Origin of the sequence: uncultured Eudoraea sp., assembly GCF_947258525.1 — a bacterium.
In the GTDB taxonomy this organism is placed as follows: domain Bacteria; phylum Bacteroidota; class Bacteroidia; order Flavobacteriales; family Flavobacteriaceae; genus Eudoraea.
The window spans coordinates 53,151-73,254 of the sequence record NZ_CAMYIP010000122.1; the positions used below are offsets into that span (position 1 = coordinate 53,151).

Here is a 20,104-nt window from a genome sequence, read left to right on the forward strand (position 1 = left end):
AGGGATTGATAACCGGTAGAAATAAGATCTATTATTCTAATTACAATGCTCCCGGCGTCTGGTGTCTATAAGATAAATGATCTTCCAGGTACCGTCTTGTTTGTGTAATTGAAATGAATTTACTCCGCAATGACTCAATGAATCGTTGATCCAAAGTTCATAGGGAGTCCATGCATTGGCCATACTACCATCAACCTTAATTTGATATGAAAGTAGTTTTTCTTGAAATTTTATAGAGTCAGGAATACTAACTATGGATTTTAGGAAATCATCGAAATCTGAGGTCTTAACAACACTGGTACCCTCTTTATCACGGCCAATGGTTTGCATAATTATTCCGGACCCGGTTGTACTTTTTATGAGTGTGGAATCCTGATCGTGAAATGCTTCGAAAAACAATTGAACTGTCTTCTTAACTTCCTCTTTTTCATTTAGCTGTGCATTTATAATTCCACAACTACAAATCAAAACTAAACCTATAAATACCCTCATTTTTCAATGGTTTCAAATTATAAGCCAAAATAGGAAATAAATTAAAGGCTTTTCCCTGCCCTTATGAATTGAACAAAACTCCTTACATTTATCTCGCCAAAAACAAAGTGATGTCTATTTCAAAAAAAGAGTACAAAAGGGTTACGGTAAAGTCCTTAATAGAAATGAAGAAGCAGGGAGAAAAAATTTCTATGCTAACCGCTTATGATTATTCTATGGCGAAAATTGTTGATGATGCCAAAGTTGACATCATTTTGGTTGGCGATTCTGCCAGCAATGTTATGGCGGGGCATGAGACTACATTGCCAATAACCCTTGATCAGATGATATATCACGCCTCTTCTGTAATACGAGCAGTAAACAGGGCTTTGGTAGTCGTTGATCTTCCTTTCGGAAGTTATCAGAGTGATCCCAAAGAAGCGCTTCGTTCTGCTATCAGAATTATGAAGGAGAGTGGCGCTCATGCAATAAAGGTTGAAGGAGGTGTTGAAATTAAAGAATCCGTAAAACGAATCCTGAATGCAGGTATTCCTGTTATGGGACATCTTGGCTTAACCCCTCAGGCCATTTATAAATTTGGTACATATACTGTAAGGGCCAAAGAAAAACATGAAGCAGAGAAATTATTAGCAGATGCTGAAATTCTTGAGAAACTTGGATGTTTTGGCATTGTACTTGAAAAAATACCCGCTTTATTGACAAAAAAAGTTTCAGAAACTATTTCTATACCAACAATAGGAATAGGTGGTGGGAAATTTGCGGATGGCCAGGTATTGGTAATCCATGACCTTCTTGGAATGACCCATGAATTCAATCCCCGATTTTTGCGCAGATACATGAATCTTTATGAAGATATGGGAAATGCCATTTCACGATATGTAAGTGATGTGAAAAGCCAGGATTTTCCGAGTGATGATGAGCAATATTAAAGATAGTGGATAAGAAAATCAGGACCAATTCACAAAATCTTCTCTTATTATATGAGGATAACCATATAATTGTCATTAACAAAAGACCAGGTGATATTGTTCAGGGTGATAAAACAGGTGATATCCCTTTAAGTGAGATTGTTAAACAATACATCAAAAAGAAATATAACAAGCCCGGCAAAGTTTTTTTGGGTGTCGTTCACCGAATAGACAGACCTACTTCCGGCATAGTTGTATTTGCACGTACTTCAAAAGCACTTTCCAGATTAAATGAATTGTTTTCAAAAAAGTTAGCGAAAAAAATATATTGGGCAATTGTAAAAAATCAGCCCGATAAAGAACAGGATACCCTGGAACACTGGCTGGTCAGAAACACTAAACAGAATAAGTCTTATGCCCATATTAAAGAGGTTCCCAATAGTAAAAAGGCTGTTTTGGATTACCAAATGCTAAAAAAACTCGATAATTATTATTTATTGCAAATAAATTTAAAAACCGGAAGGCATCATCAGATTCGGGCACAGCTTGCAGCCATAAAATGCCCAATTAAGGGAGATTTGAAATATGGTTTTGACCGCAGTAATAAAAATGGAAGTATCCATTTACACGCACGAAGCATAGAATTTTTGCATCCTGTTAAAAAGGAAACTATTAAGTTAACGGCGCCTACCTTTGAAGATCCAATATGGGATGCCTGTTCGTAAATTTTCCCTACTTTTAGAACAAATCCTCTTAAACCGTAAATTCTATTTGTGCTTTTTTTAATCTTTTAAACGATAAATACGGTATGATCAAAAAATTTATACTTCTTGTTTTTGTGTTGATATTTTCGGCTTGCGGAAGTTCTAACTCCATAGATAATTTCTACAATACTCATAAAAATGATAGTCAGGTTACCGCTATTCGTGTACCTCAATTCATGCTGAGCCTTTTAAGCAATATTTCACCTGAAATGAAATCGCTTATTGGAAATACAAAGGATTTAAGATATATGCAATTTCCCAGCACCACGGCTGCCCGCACTCAATATCTGAATAATCAAATGAATTCAATTACCGGAAATTCTTTTATTGAAGTATTTCGAAAAAATGACGAGTTAAAAAGAAATGTAATATCCATTCGGGAAAAACGGAATACGGTAAAGGAAATTCTAATCTACAACAACAATAATGTAAATGGTTCCTTTCTTTACTTCAATGGTAATTTCGACCCCGTAAAAGTGAGGGAAATGGCCAAAAATAATGAGTTCAACGAAATTCCCAAAAGCCTAGTAAAAGATTTTAATATGCAATCTTCCGGGCTAATTAACGAGTAACTGCCAACGCCTTCTCCCGGATAATTTGTCCTACCGGTTTATTCTGTAAATGACCTTCCAGCCAGGAGAGTATATCCAAATATAGAAAGGCTCGTTTTTCATATGGATGATCTTCATATTTCTTCAGCTCATCATAAAGTTTTTGAAATTCAGCTTTTAATTCATGAGGATAAATGTTGCCTAACTTTCTTAAGAATTTGATCATTTCTTTCTGAACGGCCTGAAGATCATTCATTTTGAGCAAAAATTTATAGGTGCTTTTTAGCTGAATCTCAAGATGATAGTCCATTCCTGCCTCATAATGCGCCACTAAGCTTAAAACCCTGGCAAAACACATAAGATCTTCCCTCATCTTTAAACTTTTATTGTCAATGATCTTCTTTAAGTACTTTATACAGGTTTTATTATCTCCAACACCAAAATACAGACAAGCAATTTTATAATAGAATATCATTATATGATGCTGGTCTATGCGATCGCTGTGTTTGGTAATCCCATATTCAATTATTTTTACGAGGTATAATCCTTTGTCAAATGTCCCCTCAAGGAAATGAAGATTTAACTTATTTGAATAAATATACAGGAATGCTAAAGATGATATGTTGTCATTTTTAGAAAATTCTTTATCACCTACAATAGCCTCTAATTTTTCAAGTGTCTCTTTAAATTGTGAACTATATTTTACAAAAAACAATGATTCCAATAAATAGTGATTCCCTTTCAAAAAGAAAACAGGATTTAAATAAATCATATTTCTATTCTCGTAGAACAGATCTACCCATTTACTGGCGTATTTATAACACGATAAGAAGTCCTGTATTAAAAAACTATACCACAAATGAGCTTTATACAACCATAGCTTTTCTCTAAAACCAAGATCTTCAATCTTATATTCGGGTAGATGATCCGAGAAATAGCGTCTTACGCGGTGAAGGTCTTCATCATTTCGTACGTAGCCTACTTTTAACATCATTCCATATAGCTGAAGAGATAAATTGGAAAGTTTGCTTGTCATTACATTCTGCTCGGATAATTTCTTTGCCTGCTGAACCAATTCATCTGCCCTATCCGGAATACTCCTCGTAATATATTGCGTTTCTATAATTTTTTCCAGTTCCACTATTTCATAGGCAATATTTTTCTCTTCATTATCTATTGCTACCCCTTTTACTTTATCCAAAATCTTAAGGCTTTGCTTATACAAGCCTTTTTGATAAAGAATAGTGGCAAAGTCTAATTGCTCTCTAATTTGAACTCTAATATTTTGATTTACCGGATTTAATCTTAAACTCACTAAAATCTGTTTATACAAATGCGCTTTTAGATTAGAAAGCTGTGTTTTTTTAACAATTCCACTTTCTAAAATGGCCTTTTCATCATATCTCTTAAGTTTATCAAGTAAGTTAAAAAGCGCAAGAAATTTGGCATCTGTATTAACTCCAAGACGACCCACATATAGTTTAAATTGTCTCTTTTCAGATTTAGAAAGAGATTTAACTAATACAAACAATGAATCTTTATGGACATTTGTCATCGTAAAAAATGTAATTTATATATTTGTTTTTCAGTACTTTACGAATGCTGAAAAGTAAATTAACGTTGTAAATGAATCATAGGTATAAAAGCAATTCGCATTCCTAACTATATATTCGTATTATGACTAAAATTATGCAAAAATAATGAGTAAAGATAAGGTAGACATTTTTGATACTACACTCAGGGATGGTGAACAAGTTCCGGGCTGTAAACTAGATTCCAAACAGAAGCTTGTAATTGCAGAACGCCTGGATGAATTAGGCGTTGATATTATTGAAGCCGGATTTCCAATTTCGAGCCCCGGTGATTTCAATTCTGTCAATGAAATTGCAAAAATTGTAAAGAAAGCAACGGTATGTGGATTGACAAGATCTGTTAAAAAAGATATCGAAGTAGCCGCCGAAGCTTTAAAGTATGCAATAAAACCCAGAATTCACACGGGAATTGGCACCTCTGATTCACATATAAAATACAAATTTAATTCAACACAGGATAAAATTCTGGAAAGAGCAGTTGATGCCGTCAAGTATGCAAAAACATTTGTAGAGGATGTTGAATTTTATGCTGAAGATGCAGGAAGGACAGATAATGAGTACCTGGCGCGTGTATGCGAAGCTGTTATTAAAGCAGGAGCTACTGTATTAAATATACCTGATACTACAGGATATTGTCTTCCGGAGGAGTATGGTGCAAAAATGAAATATCTCAGAGAGAATGTAAAAGGAATTGACAAAGCTAAACTTTCTTGTCACTGTCATAATGACCTGGGCTTAGCAACAGCTAATTCTATTTCTGGAGTCATAAACGGCGCCAGACAGATAGAATGTACAATTAATGGTATTGGAGAAAGAGCAGGAAATACTTCTCTTGAAGAAGTTGTGATGATTTTAAGACAGCACCCGGATCTTAATCTGGATACCAATATTAACAGCAAATTATTATACAGTACCAGCCAAATGGTCTCAAATAAAATGGGAATGGTGGTACAGCCCAACAAAGCTATTGTCGGTTCAAATGCGTTTGCGCATAGTTCCGGAATACATCAGGATGGAGTGATCAAAAAACGAGAAACTTACGAAATTATTGATCCGGAAGATGTTGGAGTCAACGAATCTTCCATAGTGCTTACCGCAAGAAGTGGTAGAGCAGCATTGGCATACAGAGCCAAAAAAGTAGGTTATGAACTCACCAAAGTACAATTGGATAGTGTTTATACTGAATTCTTAAAATTTGCAGACCGGAAAAAAGAAATCGTTGACAATGATATCCATCAAATAATCGAAGCAAGTCCAATAAATATTGAAAGTATCGCATAAATGAACCTTAAAATTGCACTTTTACCTGGTGACGGAATTGGACCCGAAGTGTCTGCTCAAACCGTAAAGTGCCTTCAAACTGTTGAGGAGATCTTTGGTCATCAATTTGAATTTACTGAAGCGATTGTTGGAGCAGAGGCAATAGATAAAACGGGTAACCCACTTCCTGATGCCACTTTGAAATTATGTAAAGATTCAGATGCAGTATTGTTCGGTGCAATCGGAGACCCTAAATATGACAATGATCCCGATGCCAAAATCAGGCCGGAGCAAGGCCTTTTGAAATTAAGGAAAGAGCTGGATCTTTTTAGCAATATCCGACCGGTAAAAGTATTTCCATCCCTTATTGACAGATCCCCGCTAAAGAAAAAAATTATCCGTGGTACTGATTTTGTAATCTATCGCGAACTTATTGGTGGGGTTTATTTTGGTGAGAAGCACCTGAGTAAAGATGGTACCGTTGCCTCTGACCTATGCACTTATTCTGAGGCAGAAATTAGCCGTATTGCTCATTTGGCATTCAAGGCAGCTAAAATAAGACGAAAGAAAGTAACACTCGTAGACAAGGCAAATGTCCTGGAATCTTCGAGATTATGGCGAAAAGTGGTTTCAAAAATTGGAGAAAGTTATCCGGAAATTGCATTAGATTTTTTATTCATAGACAACGCAGCAATGCAACTAATACTTAATCCCAGCCAATTTGATGTAATTCTTACTGAAAATATGTTTGGTGATATTCTGTCTGATGAAGGAAGCGCAATTGGTGGCTCAATTGGACTATTGCCTTCCGCTTCAGTGGGAGAGAAAAACGCACTTTTTGAGCCCATTCACGGCTCTTATCCTCAGGCTAAAGATAAAGATATAGCTAACCCTATAGCATCAATTTTATCAGCGGCTATGCTGCTAGATCATTTTAAACTGGATGAAGAGTCGAAAGCAGTTGTAATAGCGGTTCTGAAGTCAATGAAAAATGAAATAGTAACCCCTGACTTGGATAAAAACAGTAAATATGGGACAAATTATGTTGGTGATTTTATTTCCAGCAACATAAGGGAATTGGATGATCATCTCATAATCAACCGTGAAAACATTTGGTTAGGAAAATCTACAATAATTTAAGAAAGATGATCATTGGTGCCGGAACCAGCTAAATTAAATAGTGAATTATTCACTTAGTAGTAATTCAATATAATCATTAAAATCTTCCTTAAAATCAATATACTTTTGCCCTGTAGCCGGTCCGTTAAATCCGGTATGAATCTTTCTTACTTTTCCTCTTTTATCAATAAATATAGTTGTTGGGTATGACAAAATATGATTTAACATTGGGAGTTTTTCATTTGCCTTGATCTTGTTTGAACTGCCGTACTGCGCCAGAAGTATTGGATAAGGTACCCCTACTCTGTTTTTAAGTCTTTCAATTCTTTTGAACGCCAGGTCTTTGGTCTTTGCGTACTCGAAAGCTAATGCAACCACCTCAAAATTGTCTCGTTTTCTGGTTTTTACATATTCCGACAAAAATTTAGTTTCATCCAGGCAATTCGGGCACCAGGTTCCCATAATTTGAACAACTACAACTTTGCCATTAAATCTGGGATCTTCTAATGAAATAAGAGCATCATTGGCATTAGGAAACGAAAACTGCAATTCTTCATATCCCTCTTTTAAAAATGTGAGTGACTCTTCATCAGCCAATTCAAATTGGTCATTCCGGTGAGCAATAAAAGGCTCTTTAAAATGATTTCCTGAATAAAAAGTTCCGGTTAAACTGCTATCCGTCACCTTTGCCGTAAACAAAAAAGCGTGAGCTCCGTCAAAAGTTGATAATTTTAAACTATCCCCATCTACAATTCCTTCTAAATATCTATAATCCCCTGTGTTAGTTCTAAAGGTCCCACTTACCCTGTTTTTTTCCTGCGAAAAAATTCCTTTTGCCAAATACTCGTCTTCTGTATCCGGACTGAATTTGGTTTCCCATATCCCGGAAACATTTAATCGGGCATTTTCTGAGCTACGAAATCTTGTACTATCTCCAAATACGGCATTAAATGGGACAATTCTATCCAGGCTTTCCTTTATAAAATCACCCTTAATAGCTGAATCACTAAACGTCCCTGAGATATAGCCTTCAAACGCGGGCATTTTAATTTTTATACTATCATTATTGATATCAATCTCGTCAACATGAATAGTTTCTTCTGCATTGTAAATATTGATTACATACCCTGAATGCTCTTTTTTTAAATCAAAATTAAAGGGAAGAACCTCTTTGTCCATCACCTCCAATTGCGCGGACCACCTACCCTCTCGTAGCCCTTCATTTTTGGGGTTAACACAGGAAAGTAAAGTTAAAAGAAGTAGAGAAAAGCAGTAAAATCTTCTCATAAGATTAGTTCTAATATTTAATGCGAAATAACGATTAAAATCCTTCAATAAAAAATAAAGCTAATCATCCTCCGGTATATTGAATGTGTAAGTCCTTTGTTTTATCTTTGCAGGCTAAAACTAACCAATGAAAATTTCCTATAACTGGTTAAAGCAGTTTCTTAAACTCGACTGGGAAGCAGAAAAAACAGGGGAACTTCTAACCAATTTAGGTCTTGAAGTAGAAGGTATTTCCCTATTCGAGTCTATTCCCGGTTCTTTAGAGGGCATAGTTGTAGGTCATGTCTTAAGCTGTGAAAAACATCCGGATGCAGATAGGTTAAAACTTACAACGGTTGATATTGGTTTAGAAAAACCTGTTCAAATAGTTTGTGGTGCCCCAAATGTGGCCGAAGGTCAAATGGTACCTGTGGCTACCATTGGTTCCACACTACACACAAACGAGGGTGAAACCCTGAAAATTAAGAAAGGAAAAATTAGAGGTGTTGAGAGTCACGGAATGATATGTGCAGAAGATGAGTTAGGCTTAGGTGACAACCATGATGGTATAATGATTTTAAGTGAAGGCCTCATTCCCGGAACTGCTTGTTCTGAAATATTTAAAATAGAGAATGATGAAGTTTTTGAAATTGGCTTAACACCAAACAGGGCCGATGCCATGAGCCATCATGGAGTGGCGAGGGATCTGAAGGCCGGGTTGATTCAAAGAGATATTCACACAGAACTTATTACTCCTTCTGTAAGTAATTTCAATGTTGAAAACAGATCGCTTAAAATAGATGTATCTGTTGAAAATAATAATCTTGCGCCTAGGTATTGTGGCGTAACACTCAGTAATCTTATTGTTCAGCCTTCACCGGATTGGTTAAAAAACAGGCTGCGCGCTATTGGTCTTAGCCCTATTAACAACGTGGTTGATGCCACAAATTATGTTCTGCACGAATTGGGACAACCCTTGCACGCTTTTGATGCCGATAGAATTCTGGGAAAAAAGATAATTGTAAAAACCTTACCATCGGGAACTAAATTTATGACCCTGGACGGTGAGGAACGCATATTGGATAAAGAAGACCTCATGATTTGCGATGATGAGAAACCAATGTGTATCGCCGGAGTTTTTGGAGGTATTAATACAGGTGTAACGGAAAATACAAAATCAATATTTCTTGAAAGTGCTTATTTCGACCCTGTTTCAATTAGAAAGACCGCAAAACGGCACGGTTTAAATACAGATGCCTCATTTCGTTTTGAAAGAGGTGTGGATATAAATAATGTAGAATATTGCCTTCGCAGGGCAGCCTTACTAATACGAGAGATCACCGGGGGAGATATTACGTCTGATATCATTGATCTATATCCACGAAAAAAAGATGATTATCAGGTATTTCTTTCTTTTGAAAAAATTGAGGCTTTAATTGGTCAAAAAATACCGGCAGACACAATTAAGTCCATTTTAGCCTCCCTGGATATAAAGGTTAAAAACGCTACCGAATCCGGATTAGGACTACTTATTCCATTTTACAGGGTAGACGTGCAAAGAGAAGTGGACGTAATTGAAGAAATTTTACGCGTTTACGGATACAACAACATAGATTCCAAAGAAAAGCTTAATGCTTCTATTGCCAGCACCAGCAGGTTTGAAGATCATAAACTTGAAAAACTAATTGGTGACTTGCTGGCTTCCAGAGGTTTTTATGAAATTTTGACCAATAGCTTAACCACTCCTGGTTATGACAAATTAATAGATAATAATTCTGAAGAATCTAGGGTTACTATATTAAATCCGCTAAGTACAGATTTGTCAGTTTTGAGACAAAACATGTTATTCAATGCTCTAGAAACTGTTTCATATAATATAAACAGAAAAAAACAGAACCTGAATTTTTTTGAATTCGGGAAAACATACCAGCAAATCAAATCGAAATATATAGAATCTAAGCACTTAAGCTTAATTGTCACGGGAATTCGCAATGAGAACAGTTGGATCGCACCTTCAAAGCCTACAGATTTTTATTTTCTAAAAGCAGCCGTTGAGCTGGTTTTAGAGCGCCTTGGTATCACTAATTACGAATCTTTCTCCGAACAGAATGACATATTCCATGAAGGTCTGAGCCTGAATAAGAATAAAACTGAATTGGTCTCCTTTGGAATGATTCAAAAAGCTATTTTAAAAGAATTTGATATCAAACAAGATGTATTTTATGCCGATTTTAATTGGGACGCATTATCAAAGATTATTAGTAAGAATGAAATAATTTTTGAGAAAATTTCGCGATTCCCTGAGGTAAAAAGAGATTTGGCTCTACTATTGGACACAGGTATATCTTTTGATGAAATCAAAACTATTGCATACGATACAGAAAGGAATCTACTCAAAAGCATAACACTTTTTGACGTTTATACCGGAAAGAATCTCCCTCCGGAAAAAAAATCATACGCTCTTGGGTTTACTATCGGGGATCCACATAAAACACTAACGGATAAGCAGATTGATAAGATTATGAAAAAATTGCAACAGCGCTTTGAAAAAGAGTTAGGTGCAGTGCTGCGATAGATTAAAATTGATTGGGTAAAATTACACTGTCAATTTCGTGAATGACTCCATTACTCTGATTGAAATCCGCAGAGGTTATCCTGGCCATATTACCAAAACAGTCTGTTAGAACAATGTCCAGTCCATCCATAGTGACTAATAACTCATTACCCTGAACTGTGGTTAAAATGGCACTACCTTTACCCCTGCACATAGCTCGTAATATCTTGGAAGCTGTGAGTTTACCGGCAACTATATGATAAGTAACTAAAGACTGCAATGCCTTCTTGTTTTCTGGTCTTAATAACTCGGATATCTTATCTGAAGACATTTTTTCAAAGGCGCCATCTGAAGGGGCAAAAACAGTAAATGGTCCGTCTCCGGCAAGTGTTTCTTCAAGATCGGCAGCTTTTACCGCAGCATGAAGCATTTTGTGACTTTGAGATTCCTCGGTACTCCGAATAATTGTTTTCTTTAAAAGATCATTAGAAACAGAAGCCAGGGAAGTTTGAGAAAAAGTTGTAGAAGCAGCCAATAAGGCAAGTAGGCTTAGGGGGGTGGCCAAATATTTCATGGAATCTAATTTATCTTATTTGAAATTATCGATGAACGGTATACGAAAGCCGACAAGATACAAATCTGGATGGGACATACAATTTATTGAAAATGCATTTGAAAGAATTTAACAAAATATTAACATTGCTTAAATGTTAAACAGAATTTGTTTCATAAACTCAAATCATTATTTTTGGGCCAATTGCTATAAAAGGAAACCAATGTTATTTAAGTCTACAAATATTCAGGAGCAACTATATAAGGCTAAACGGCAGTACTCCGAGGAACAAATTATTAATGAAGTTTATTTACTCCTGCGGGAATCTGCCCGGGAGGATGAAAAAATTCTAAAGAAAATAGCTGGTAAAAGCAATAGGGTAGAAAATAATTTCGACTTTGACCTTTTAGAGACAGATAGAATTTTTCACATTGATCAAATTAAGGATATCTGCATTAATTACAGACTTCGCTTCCTTGATTCAAAGTATTTTAAAGGTGAAATTCCTGATGAAACGATCGGGAAGATAAAATTACTGGAAGAAAAACATAACATGGAAATTGAGGGCTTTAAAATAGTAGCACCTTCAAAGCTTTTCAAATTAGCGGATAAAGATGATCCCCTGTTATTTGCTCCAATTGGGAATGGATATTTTTATTTAATTGATAAATGGGGCAACGATCTGCATTCATTGCGCCGGATTCTGGTTTGGCCATTTAAGAACATTATCAATCTTACACTTCTTGTAATATTGATTAGTTTTCTAACTACGCTTGTTGTTCCGAACGGTCTTTTTTCAAAATCAAGTTCGCAGATGGAGTTCATGATAATATTCTTTTTTATGTTTAAGTCTATCGCCGCGGTAGTTATTTTTTACGGGTTCGCTTTAGGTAAGAATTTTAACCCGGCTATATGGAATAGTAAATATTTTAATGCCTGAGGAAGAATTCTAACGCAAACACAAAAACACTTATCAAGATTCCTGTTGCTATTCTTTAGTTTGTATATATCTGAAATGGGACGCCACTAAGGTCTATATTATCTATAAATGCGGGATTGGGAATAGGTCTGATGCGCAACAACCCTCCTTTATCCGGCTCTCCTGACTTCTTATATCCAATTACAATTAAATTGTTCTTGGCATCATATGAAACCATTGTAGTACTACCAATTTTGAATTCAACTGATTGTTCCTGTTCAGATAAAAAATTCTCATAGTAATACAGAATCGCGGTATTAGTTTCGAAGTCAAAAACTGCCGGAATAGTGGGATATGAAGTCCCTGCAAAATTGGTCGGCATTGAATAGTATAAATTACCCTGCTCATCGCTGGAGGAAGACTCAGAATCCCCAAATCGGGGTTCTTTACCGGCCTCATAACGCGTGGTTTTTACTATCGCCATTGAAGAACTACTAACAATATTGTGTAATTCGGGATAACTGACTATTATATTGCCACCTTCAGATTTAAAGAGTTTCAGCACATCAAATCCGAGGTTTATATCTGCTACAAATTCTTCATTTACAGTATCAAACACCTTAAGGTAATTTCTATTATCATCTTCTAAATCCACTGATAAAATAAATACCATATTATTTGAAAAAATAGCCTGTAAAGGTCTTTTATCCAACTCAATATCAACAATTTCCGGTTCTGAATTTGAGATATCAATGGTTCGAAAATAATATAGCGTCTCTTTTAGGCCTTCCCCGGGAACCTCATAGCCAATGTAGAAGTCATTTCCTGAATGCGCCAGCGCCCGAACTTCAAGATCACAATTTCCCAGATCATCAAAAACAATCGTTTTTTGCAAAGCATCATTTTTAAAATCATACAAAGAAACTCTTCCTGAACAATCTGTTCGAAGATTGAAAATACTTATTTCGTGACCGTCTCTGTAAGTAACTGCAGGAAGCGCACTACTTTCAAATTCACTTATACCCGGATCTAAGAAAATTGTCTCACCGTCTGCGTTCAGGTTAATTTGAGTTAGAAGATCATTGGTTTGCATTAGGAGTGAGTAGGTTGTATCTACATTCGGGAATTCTTCTTTGGATTCCAGATCTCCATCGGTATTGTCGCTGCACCGCACCACGAATAGGGCAAGCAATAGAAAGTAAATTCTGTAGGTTTGCATAGCATTAGGATTTGGGAAGTCCTATTCAGCTATACGGGTATTGCATACATTTTATCACGTTGTTCTCGTATAGCCTTGTCAGACATATATTCATCAAACGTTAAATATCTGTCTATAGTATCTTTTGGAGTCAATTCTACGATCCTATTTGCCACTGTTTGAGCGAATTGGTGATCATGAGTAGTAAATAATACAGTGCCTTTAAAATTGTTAAGCGAATTGTTAAAGGCCGTTATACTTTCAAGATCAAGGTGATTGGTAGGCTCATCCAACATCAGAACATTAGCTCTGATCATCATCATTCTGCTAAGCATGCATCGTACTTTTTCACCTCCGGATAGAACCGTGCATTTTTTTAAGGCCTCCTCCCCACTAAACAGCATTTTACCTAAAAATCCGCGGATATATACTTCCTCTCTTTCCTCTTCGGTTTTGGCCCATTGCCTCAACCAATCCACCAAATTTAAATTTTCATTGAAATATTCAGAATTATCTGCAGGCAAATAGGATTGTATTGTAGTAATTCCCCAGTGACAGGTGCCAGTATCTGCTTTTCTTTTACCATTGATAATTTCATAGAAAGCAGTTGTAGCCCTCGAATCTCTGGACAAAATAGTTACTTTATCTCCTTTTGCTAAATTCAGATTAAGGTTTTGGAATAGTATTTCCCCATCCTCACTTTTCGCCGATAAATTCTCAATATTTAAAATTTGATCTCCGGCTTCTCGTTCCTGTTCAAAAATTATTGCAGGGTATCTCCTGCTCGATGGTTTAATATCCTCAATTTTAAGTTTTTCCAACATTTTTTTTCTTGATGTTGCCTGTTTACTTTTGGCAACATTGGCGCTAAAACGTTGAATAAACTCTTGTAATTCCTTGGCCTTGTCTTCTGCCTTTTTATTTTGTTGAGCCCTTTGCCTGGCTGCCAATTGACTGCTCTCATACCAAAAAGAATAATTACCGGAAAAAGAATTGATCTTACCAAAATCTATGTCGGCAATATTGGTGCAAACAGCATCTAAAAAGTGACGGTCATGAGAAACAACAATCACGGTATTTTCATAAGAAGCAAGGAAATTTTCTAACCAGGTAATAGTCTCGTAATCCAAATCGTTAGTAGGCTCATCCATGATTAAAACATCCGGGTTACCAAATAGAGCCTGAGCTAAAAGAACACGAACTTTTAATTTGGAATCCATTTCAGACATTAAGGTATAATGCAATACCTCCGGAATTCCTAAATTAGAAAGCAAGGTAGCCGCATCACTATCTGCGTTCCAACCATTCATTTCTTCAAAAGTTACCTGAAGCTCTCCAATTCTATCGGCATTTTCATCGTTATAGTCCGCATAAAGAGCATCTATCTCCTTTTTAATTTTATATAAAGGTTTGTTACCCATAACAACGGTCTCCAGAACTGCTACCTCGTCATATGCATTGTGATTTTGTTCCAAAACAGACATGCGCCTTCCTGGCTCCAGGTTTACGCTGCCGGAGGTTGGGTCAATTTCACCCGCGAGTATTTTTAAAAACGTAGATTTCCCTGCCCCATTGGCACCAATAATACCATAGCAGTTGCCTTGAGTGAAACTGACATTTACTTCATCAAAAAGTACTCTTTTACCAAATTGAACTGATAAATTGGAAACAGATAACATACTTGTGTTTTTAAAATTTTTGCAAAAATAGGGAAAAATAATCCTAAGTGGCAATTATCCGCGATGCGAATCATGGGCTTTCCCAATTAACAATGATTGTGAACTTTTAACTGTGCCTTAACAGCTACAGCCTATTGGTTTGACTAGTTTTGTATACTGTAGGCAGCGAAAATTATATGAATAAAACTTTACTATATTTTATTATTTTCTTACTGGCAGCTTGTAATACCGCGCAAAGGAAAACTTCTGAGGTTTATTTTGGCGGTGAAATTGTGAACCCTACCAGCGAGTATGTTGTTCTTTACAAAGGAGACATGGCTCTCGACACCGCACATCTTGATGAGAATAACAGATTTTCCTTCAAATTAGATTCAGTAGATGATGGACTTCACCATTTTTATCACTTTCCGGAAGAACAATATGTGATTTTAGAAGACGGTGATAGTATACAGTTAAGACTTAATACCGTTGATTTTGATGAATCGCTCGTTTTTTCAGGATCAAACGAACAGGGAAATAACTTTCTTTTAGAAATGTTTCTGGCCAATGAACAGGAAGAAGAGCTGATTTATAAATACTATGACCTGGAGCCAGAATCATTCAGGTTGAAAATAGATTCTTTAAAAAATGTAAAGCTCGAAGCCCTTAATAAGCTCTCGACCGAGGCAGAGCTCTCCGAGGGCGCTATGGAAATAGCAAAAGCTGGTATAATGTACACTTCCTACATCTTCAAAGAAGCCTATCCTTTTTATCATAAAAGGAAAAAAGGTGAAAAGTCTATTCACAATCTTCCCCCTGATTTTTACGACTATCGTGCTGATATCAAGTATGATGACAACGGCCTTAGTTATTATCGTCCATATTACAATTTCATGAAATATCATTTAGGCAACCTTTCATATATGGATTGCAAAAATGGCTGTAAGACGAATATTAAGATGGCTAAAAACCAACTACATTATAATCAACATAAACTTAAGCTAATAGATAGCCTGATAAAACAGAATGAACTCAGAGATAATTTATTTCGGAATGTCGCAATGGATTATTTGCTCAAGTATGACAAAGAAGAAAATATTGAAGTTTTCATTAAGGAATTTCATCAAATGTCCGGGAACAATAGACACATTCATGAAATAAACGGGCTTTATGACGGGGTTAGAAATTTACAACCCCAAAAGGAACTCCCGGAATTCCTGGTATATGATTCTGAAGGCAACAAGGTTTCCATCAAAGAAATTGGAAAAGATAAAACGGTTGTATTTTACTTCTGGTCAGCACCTAGAAAAAGGCATTTTACCAATATGATTAAACGGATTAATTTATTAAAAGAAAAATATCCGGAATACACCTTCATTGGCCTAAATGTGCGAACTGACCTTTCCCGATGGAATAATATGCTCGAAGTTTCTCAATTAGATAAAAGCGAGCAATTTTGGACCGATAATTTTGAGGACGTTGCACATACACTCATTGTCTATGATCCTAACAGGAGCATAATTGCAAATGATGGCATAATTGTAGATGGTTTTGCCAACGTATACACTTCTTTCTAAAAGCCAATTTTAGAAGCTTAATAAACTATATTGCTTATTCCTTACAGCGGTAATTGAATTAATTGCCCTTATTATAATCAGCTAAGAACTTTTCTAATCCTATATCCGTTAAAGGGTGCTTAAGTAGTCCTTCAATAGCAGATAAAGGACCTGTCATAACATCGGCACCTACTTTGGCACAGTCAATAATATGCATGGTATGTCGTATTGAAGCCGCCAAAATCTGTGTTTCATACCCATAATTGTCATAAATATGTCTTATTTCTGAAATAAGGTGTACTCCATTTGAAGATACATCGTCTAATCTTCCGATAAACGGCGAAACATACGTTGCTCCGGCTTTAGCAGCTAAAAGGGCTTGTCCCGGTGAAAAAACAAGTGTGCAATTTGTTCGAATACCTTTATCTGCAAAATATTTAAGCGCTTTTACCCCATCGCGAATCATGGGAACTTTTACAACAATTTGTGGGTGTAAATCTGCTAAAGCCTCTCCTTCTCTTATCATTCCCTGCAAATCGGTTGCAATAACTTCGGCAGATACATCGCCTTCTACAATATTACAGATATCAACATAATGTTTTAGAATATTATTCTTTCCGGTGATCCCCTCCTTTGCCATTAAAGAAGGATTAGTAGTGACCCCGTCTAAAATACCAAGCTCCTGAGCATCTTTAATTTGATCTAAATTTGCGGTATCAATAAAAAATTTCATATGGTTTCTTTAGTTTAAATAACAGTTTTGTGCTGCGCTAGGACTTTAAAAAAGTGAGCAGACAAAACTACAATTTATAATGATTCAATAACAGGCGTTCATAAACTTTATCTGGCAATATTTTCTTTAAAACCAATGAGAACTTTTGCATTGGACTTCCTACTTTATAGTGAACTTTTGGGTTTTTGGTATTGATAATTTTAAACACCATTTCTGCAACCCTAACAGGATCCTGACCTTCATTTACATGTTCATCTATTATTGCCAGTGACTTGCTGTAAGACTTGTAATATGGAGAGTTTTCATGTGCCGGTGCATGGTAACGGCCTGCTGCTATATTCGTTGCAAAATCACCGGGTGCCAAATTCACAATCTTAACACCAAAGTCTTTGGTCTCCATCCTCAGTGCTTCTGTGAGTAGTTCTAAGGCCCCTTTACTGGCAGAATAAATCCCCCTGTAAGGCAATCCCATATATCCGGCTATTGAGGTAATATTTATTATCAGTCCGGAATTTTGCTCTCTCATCTGAGGTAATACAGCTCTTAATACATTAATTGGCCCGTTGAAATTAGTGTCAAATACTTTTTTTATTTCCACTTCAGGGGTTTCCTCAATCGGACCTGTTATTCCAACTCCGGCATTATTTATTAGTACATCAATAAAGCCTTCCTGGGCAATCAGATTATTTATGGCTTTTACAATACTGCTATTATCTGTGACATCTAATTCTATGAGTTGAAAATCGGTAAATCCAGGATAGTTTTTCAAGTTACGGGTAGTTCCATAGACTTTATATCCTTTAGACTGAAGATACACACCTATAGACCTGCCAATTCCGGATGAACCTCCGGTTATTAAAACAATTTTTTGTCTCATATGCCTTGCAAATAAACAAATAAAAAGAAGAGGAAGAAAATACTGAAATCTATATTAGAGACTCGGGCGGTGAACTAAATTAAATTGCTGAATGTGCTATAAACAGAAAATATATGGCACAAAAAAAAGGCAAGCTACCTACATCGCACCGCTACAACCTCTTACCCTTGCTGCGTTCCCACCCTGGGGGATTCAGAGGGAGCTGGTCGTGTAGGACTTGCCTCGTGCAAATATACGACCATTTTAAATCTGGAACAATCCTTTTACATTCTTATTTTTGTTCCAAAGCATTTAAATAAATAATACTTTTGCTCTTAGCAGCTTCCAATTTAGAGCTTATTATTCTTAAACCATAGAAGTAGAATCGCGTATGAATTTCATCAAGTTTTTCATTCCAATAGGAATGGCCATTTTGATCTTAGCCTGCGAAGGAGAACAAAAACCCAAACAATTATTTGAAATTGAATTAGCCGGCAAAAAAAAGGACTATAAAAATCTTGAGTCTGTAGCTGTTGCTATAAAGAATAAAAAAGGTAAAACAATAGATAAAGTTAGCTATTCCATTGATGGGCAAATTTTGGAATTAAAAGGAGATAAATTAAATCTGGACGTTACACGTTTAGGACTAAAAGAACTGAAGGCTGTTATTGAATATGAAGGGAAAACAGCAGAAATAACTAAAAACATAAGGGTTTTATCAAATGCAGCCCCCGAAATTTACACCTATGAAATTATCAACGAATATCCTCACGATTTAAAAGCATTTACGCAAGGATTAGAGTTCTACAATGACACCCTATATGAAAGTACCGGTAGTGGTGGAAATGCCAAATCTTTTATTAGAAAAGTGGATTTCAAAACGGGTAAAGTTCTGCAGCAAAAAGATCTGGCCAAAGAATATTTTGGAGAAGGAATTACAATTTTGAATGATAAGCTATACCAACTTACATGGCGTAAAGGCTTAGGTTTTGTTTACCGGCTTTCTGACTTCAAAGAGCTTAATACTTTTCAATATGGGAAGAGCAAGGAAGGCTGGGGATTATGTAATGACGGAAATATGATTTATAAAAGTGATGGCACTGAAAAAATATGGTTATTAGACCCCGAAACACTTACAGAAGTAAGTCATATTGAAACGGTTACCAACAAGTCGATTTTTAATAAAGCAAATGAATTGGAATATGTTGATGGGAAAATATATGCCAATGTCTGGCAAAAGGAAAGTATGATGATCATTGATGCAGAGAGCGGCGCAATTGAAGGAGTCATTAATATGGCCGGATTGAAGAATAGAGTTAAAAAACATGATAATCTTGATGTTTTAAACGGAGTAGCATACAACCCAACAAGAGGCACATTCTTTGTTACAGGCAAAAACTGGGATAAACTCTTTGAAATAAAGATCAAAAAGAAATAGAATGGAGGCATTTGAAAAAACGCTGGTTGTTCAATCTGATGATCTTGATGACCTGAATCATGTAAATAACGTTCGCTATGTTCAGTGGATTCAGGATATTTCCAAAGAACATTGGCAGCACCTGACTTCTAATGAACTTCAGCAGCGTTTTATTTGGGTGGTGCTTAATCATAACATAACCTATAAAAGCGCAGCCGGCTTGGGTGATACCATTCTTCTTAAAACTTATATTGAAAGTTCAAAAGGAGCAGTTTCAACCAGGATTGTTGAGATGTATAATGCCAAAACGAATTCACTTTTAGTTCATTCAAAAACGACTTGGTGCCTTCTTAGTCCGGAAACACTTAAGCCTACACGAATTACAGAGGAAATACGTTCTATTTTTGCAGATGTGACAAGGAATCCCTAGTTGAATTAATATGCGCCAAAGGTTATTTATTATACCAATCCTACTTTTAACACTCCTCTGGTGCTCTTGCAGGTAAGATTTTTAATACGATGCCAGTTCCGGCAATTTGATCAGATTTCATAGCTAAATATGTACAGATTATTCGTATTAAAAAAGTTATTTTTCCTACAAGCTTTATGGCTTAGTTATCAATGAAATTAGGCCTTCAAGGCGATATGTCCTCAATTTTACAGCCCTAATACTACAAGGCTTTGTGCTCTTTAAGTGATATAAAGTAC

General features: G+C 36.0%; 18 protein-coding genes and 1 other RNA gene. 10 read left to right on the plus strand and 9 right to left on the minus strand.

The window, feature by feature from the left end; all coding sequences use genetic code 11:
• Positions 1 to 36: 36 nt before the first annotated feature.
• Complete coding sequence (locus Q0X89_RS09470) at positions 37 to 492, minus strand: nuclear transport factor 2 family protein (RefSeq protein WP_297693465.1); 456 nt, start codon at positions 490 to 492, stop codon at positions 37 to 39.
• Between the two features lie 110 nt (positions 493 to 602).
• Between Q0X89_RS09470 and panB the strand changes: the two genes are divergently transcribed.
• From panB to Q0X89_RS09485, 3 genes are all read left to right on the plus strand, one after another.
• Positions 603 to 1,421 carry a 3-methyl-2-oxobutanoate hydroxymethyltransferase gene (panB, locus tag Q0X89_RS09475; protein ID WP_297693467.1) on the plus strand — a complete coding sequence of 273 codons (819 nt, stop codon included), beginning with the start codon at positions 603 to 605 and terminating at the stop codon, positions 1,419 to 1,421.
• 5 nt (positions 1,422 to 1,426) lie between these two features.
• A complete protein-coding gene (locus Q0X89_RS09480) occupies positions 1,427 to 2,125 on the plus strand; it encodes an RluA family pseudouridine synthase (protein ID WP_297693469.1) in 699 nt (232 codons plus the stop codon).
• Positions 2,126 to 2,208: 83 nt separating this feature from the next.
• Positions 2,209 to 2,736 (plus strand): DUF4252 domain-containing protein, encoded by a 528-nt coding sequence (locus Q0X89_RS09485; RefSeq protein WP_297693471.1) that lies wholly within the window; start codon positions 2,209 to 2,211, stop codon positions 2,734 to 2,736.
• On the opposite strand, the gene Q0X89_RS09490 is transcribed toward Q0X89_RS09485, so the two are convergent.
• A complete protein-coding gene (locus Q0X89_RS09490) occupies positions 2,726 to 4,270 on the minus strand; it encodes a hypothetical protein (RefSeq protein ID WP_297693473.1) in 1,545 nt (514 codons plus the stop codon). The two genes, Q0X89_RS09485 and Q0X89_RS09490, sit on opposite strands and share 11 nt — an antisense overlap.
• 145 nt (positions 4,271 to 4,415) lie before the next feature.
• On the opposite strand from Q0X89_RS09490, the gene Q0X89_RS09495 reads away from it, so the two are divergent.
• Together Q0X89_RS09495 and leuB are read left to right on the plus strand one after the other, a co-directional pair.
• The gene (locus Q0X89_RS09495; protein ID WP_297693475.1) at positions 4,416 to 5,588 is read left to right on the plus strand and encodes a 2-isopropylmalate synthase; all 1,173 of its coding nucleotides are present in this window, start codon (positions 4,416 to 4,418) and stop codon (positions 5,586 to 5,588) included.
• Positions 5,589 to 6,707, plus strand: coding sequence for a 3-isopropylmalate dehydrogenase (leuB, locus tag Q0X89_RS09500; protein WP_297693477.1), 1,119 nt, complete (start codon positions 5,589 to 5,591; stop codon positions 6,705 to 6,707).
• 45 nt (positions 6,708 to 6,752) lie between these two features.
• Here the strand turns inward: leuB and Q0X89_RS09505 are convergent, their stop codons facing one another.
• Positions 6,753 to 7,973 carry a peroxiredoxin gene (locus tag Q0X89_RS09505; protein WP_297693479.1) on the minus strand — a complete coding sequence of 407 codons (1,221 nt, stop codon included), beginning with the start codon at positions 7,971 to 7,973 and terminating at the stop codon, positions 6,753 to 6,755.
• Positions 7,974 to 8,100: 127 nt separating this feature from the next.
• On the opposite strand from Q0X89_RS09505, the gene pheT reads away from it, so the two are divergent.
• The gene (pheT, locus tag Q0X89_RS09510) at positions 8,101 to 10,527 is read left to right on the plus strand and encodes a phenylalanine--tRNA ligase subunit beta (RefSeq protein WP_297693481.1); all 2,427 of its coding nucleotides are present in this window, start codon (positions 8,101 to 8,103) and stop codon (positions 10,525 to 10,527) included.
• Position 10,528: 1 nt separating this feature from the next.
• On the opposite strand, the gene Q0X89_RS09515 is transcribed toward pheT, so the two are convergent.
• Positions 10,529 to 11,080, minus strand: a complete 552-nt coding sequence (locus tag Q0X89_RS09515; RefSeq protein ID WP_297693483.1) for a fasciclin domain-containing protein — start codon at positions 11,078 to 11,080, stop codon at positions 10,529 to 10,531.
• Positions 11,081 to 11,282: 202 nt separating this feature from the next.
• Between Q0X89_RS09515 and Q0X89_RS09520 the strand changes: the two genes are divergently transcribed.
• Positions 11,283 to 11,999 (plus strand): hypothetical protein, encoded by a 717-nt coding sequence (locus Q0X89_RS09520; protein ID WP_297693485.1) that lies wholly within the window; start codon positions 11,283 to 11,285, stop codon positions 11,997 to 11,999.
• A gap of 55 nt (positions 12,000 to 12,054) precedes the next feature.
• On the opposite strand, the gene Q0X89_RS09525 is transcribed toward Q0X89_RS09520, so the two are convergent.
• Together Q0X89_RS09525 and Q0X89_RS09530 are read right to left on the minus strand one after the other, a co-directional pair.
• Positions 12,055 to 13,197 carry a hypothetical protein gene (locus tag Q0X89_RS09525; protein ID WP_297693487.1) on the minus strand — a complete coding sequence of 381 codons (1,143 nt, stop codon included), beginning with the start codon at positions 13,195 to 13,197 and terminating at the stop codon, positions 12,055 to 12,057.
• Positions 13,198 to 13,226: 29 nt separating this feature from the next.
• Positions 13,227 to 14,855 (minus strand): ABC-F family ATP-binding cassette domain-containing protein, encoded by a 1,629-nt coding sequence (locus tag Q0X89_RS09530; RefSeq protein WP_297693489.1) that lies wholly within the window; start codon positions 14,853 to 14,855, stop codon positions 13,227 to 13,229.
• A 176-nt stretch (positions 14,856 to 15,031) separates the two neighbouring features.
• Between Q0X89_RS09530 and Q0X89_RS09535 the strand changes: the two genes are divergently transcribed.
• Positions 15,032 to 16,411, plus strand: coding sequence for a transaldolase (locus Q0X89_RS09535; protein ID WP_297693491.1), 1,380 nt, complete (start codon positions 15,032 to 15,034; stop codon positions 16,409 to 16,411).
• A 58-nt stretch (positions 16,412 to 16,469) separates the two neighbouring features.
• Here the strand turns inward: Q0X89_RS09535 and fsa are convergent, their stop codons facing one another.
• The 3 genes from fsa to ffs form a co-directional block, all read right to left on the minus strand.
• The gene (gene fsa / locus Q0X89_RS09540) at positions 16,470 to 17,123 is read right to left on the minus strand and encodes a fructose-6-phosphate aldolase (RefSeq protein WP_297693493.1); all 654 of its coding nucleotides are present in this window, start codon (positions 17,121 to 17,123) and stop codon (positions 16,470 to 16,472) included.
• Between the two features lie 67 nt (positions 17,124 to 17,190).
• Entirely contained in the window at positions 17,191 to 18,000 is an 810-nt protein-coding gene (locus Q0X89_RS09545) for an SDR family oxidoreductase (protein WP_297693495.1), read from the minus strand.
• Positions 18,001 to 18,124: 124 nt separating this feature from the next.
• Positions 18,125 to 18,223, minus strand: an RNA gene (gene ffs / locus Q0X89_RS09550) — signal recognition particle sRNA small type.
• A gap of 147 nt (positions 18,224 to 18,370) precedes the next feature.
• Here ffs and Q0X89_RS09555 point away from each other — a divergent pair.
• Entirely contained in the window at positions 18,371 to 19,417 is a 1,047-nt protein-coding gene (locus tag Q0X89_RS09555; protein WP_297693497.1) for a glutaminyl-peptide cyclotransferase, read from the plus strand.
• Between the two features lies 1 nt (position 19,418).
• Entirely contained in the window at positions 19,419 to 19,826 is a 408-nt protein-coding gene (locus tag Q0X89_RS09560) for an acyl-ACP thioesterase domain-containing protein (RefSeq protein WP_297693499.1), read from the plus strand.
• The last annotated feature ends 278 nt before the right edge of the window (positions 19,827 to 20,104 follow it).

Coding starts and splice junctions, on each gene's coding strand:
- Q0X89_RS09485 (WP_297693471.1), top strand. CDS start 2,209: ATGATCAAAAAATTTATACTTCTTGTTTTTGTGTTGATATTTTCGGCT.
- Q0X89_RS09560 (WP_297693499.1), top strand. CDS start 19,419: ATGGAGGCATTTGAAAAAACGCTGGTTGTTCAATCTGATGATCTTGAT.
- Q0X89_RS09470 (WP_297693465.1), bottom strand. CDS start 492: ATGAGGGTATTTATAGGTTTAGTTTTGATTTGTAGTTGTGGAATTATA.
- Q0X89_RS09545 (WP_297693495.1), bottom strand. CDS start 18,000: ATGAGACAAAAAATTGTTTTAATAACCGGAGGTTCATCCGGAATTGGC.
- Q0X89_RS09535 (WP_297693491.1), top strand. CDS start 15,032: ATGAATAAAACTTTACTATATTTTATTATTTTCTTACTGGCAGCTTGT.
- Q0X89_RS09505 (WP_297693479.1), bottom strand. CDS start 7,973: ATGAGAAGATTTTACTGCTTTTCTCTACTTCTTTTAACTTTACTTTCC.
- Q0X89_RS09555 (WP_297693497.1), top strand. CDS start 18,371: ATGAATTTCATCAAGTTTTTCATTCCAATAGGAATGGCCATTTTGATC.
- Q0X89_RS09530 (WP_297693489.1), bottom strand. CDS start 14,855: ATGTTATCTGTTTCCAATTTATCAGTTCAATTTGGTAAAAGAGTACTT.
- panB (WP_297693467.1), top strand. CDS start 603: ATGTCTATTTCAAAAAAAGAGTACAAAAGGGTTACGGTAAAGTCCTTA.
- leuB (WP_297693477.1), top strand. CDS start 5,589: ATGAACCTTAAAATTGCACTTTTACCTGGTGACGGAATTGGACCCGAA.
- pheT (WP_297693481.1), top strand. CDS start 8,101: ATGAAAATTTCCTATAACTGGTTAAAGCAGTTTCTTAAACTCGACTGG.
- Q0X89_RS09525 (WP_297693487.1), bottom strand. CDS start 13,197: ATGCAAACCTACAGAATTTACTTTCTATTGCTTGCCCTATTCGTGGTG.
- Q0X89_RS09490 (WP_297693473.1), bottom strand. CDS start 4,270: ATGACAAATGTCCATAAAGATTCATTGTTTGTATTAGTTAAATCTCTT.
- Q0X89_RS09515 (WP_297693483.1), bottom strand. CDS start 11,080: ATGAAATATTTGGCCACCCCCCTAAGCCTACTTGCCTTATTGGCTGCT.
- Q0X89_RS09520 (WP_297693485.1), top strand. CDS start 11,283: ATGTTATTTAAGTCTACAAATATTCAGGAGCAACTATATAAGGCTAAA.
- fsa (WP_297693493.1), bottom strand. CDS start 17,123: ATGAAATTTTTTATTGATACCGCAAATTTAGATCAAATTAAAGATGCT.
- Q0X89_RS09495 (WP_297693475.1), top strand. CDS start 4,416: ATGAGTAAAGATAAGGTAGACATTTTTGATACTACACTCAGGGATGGT.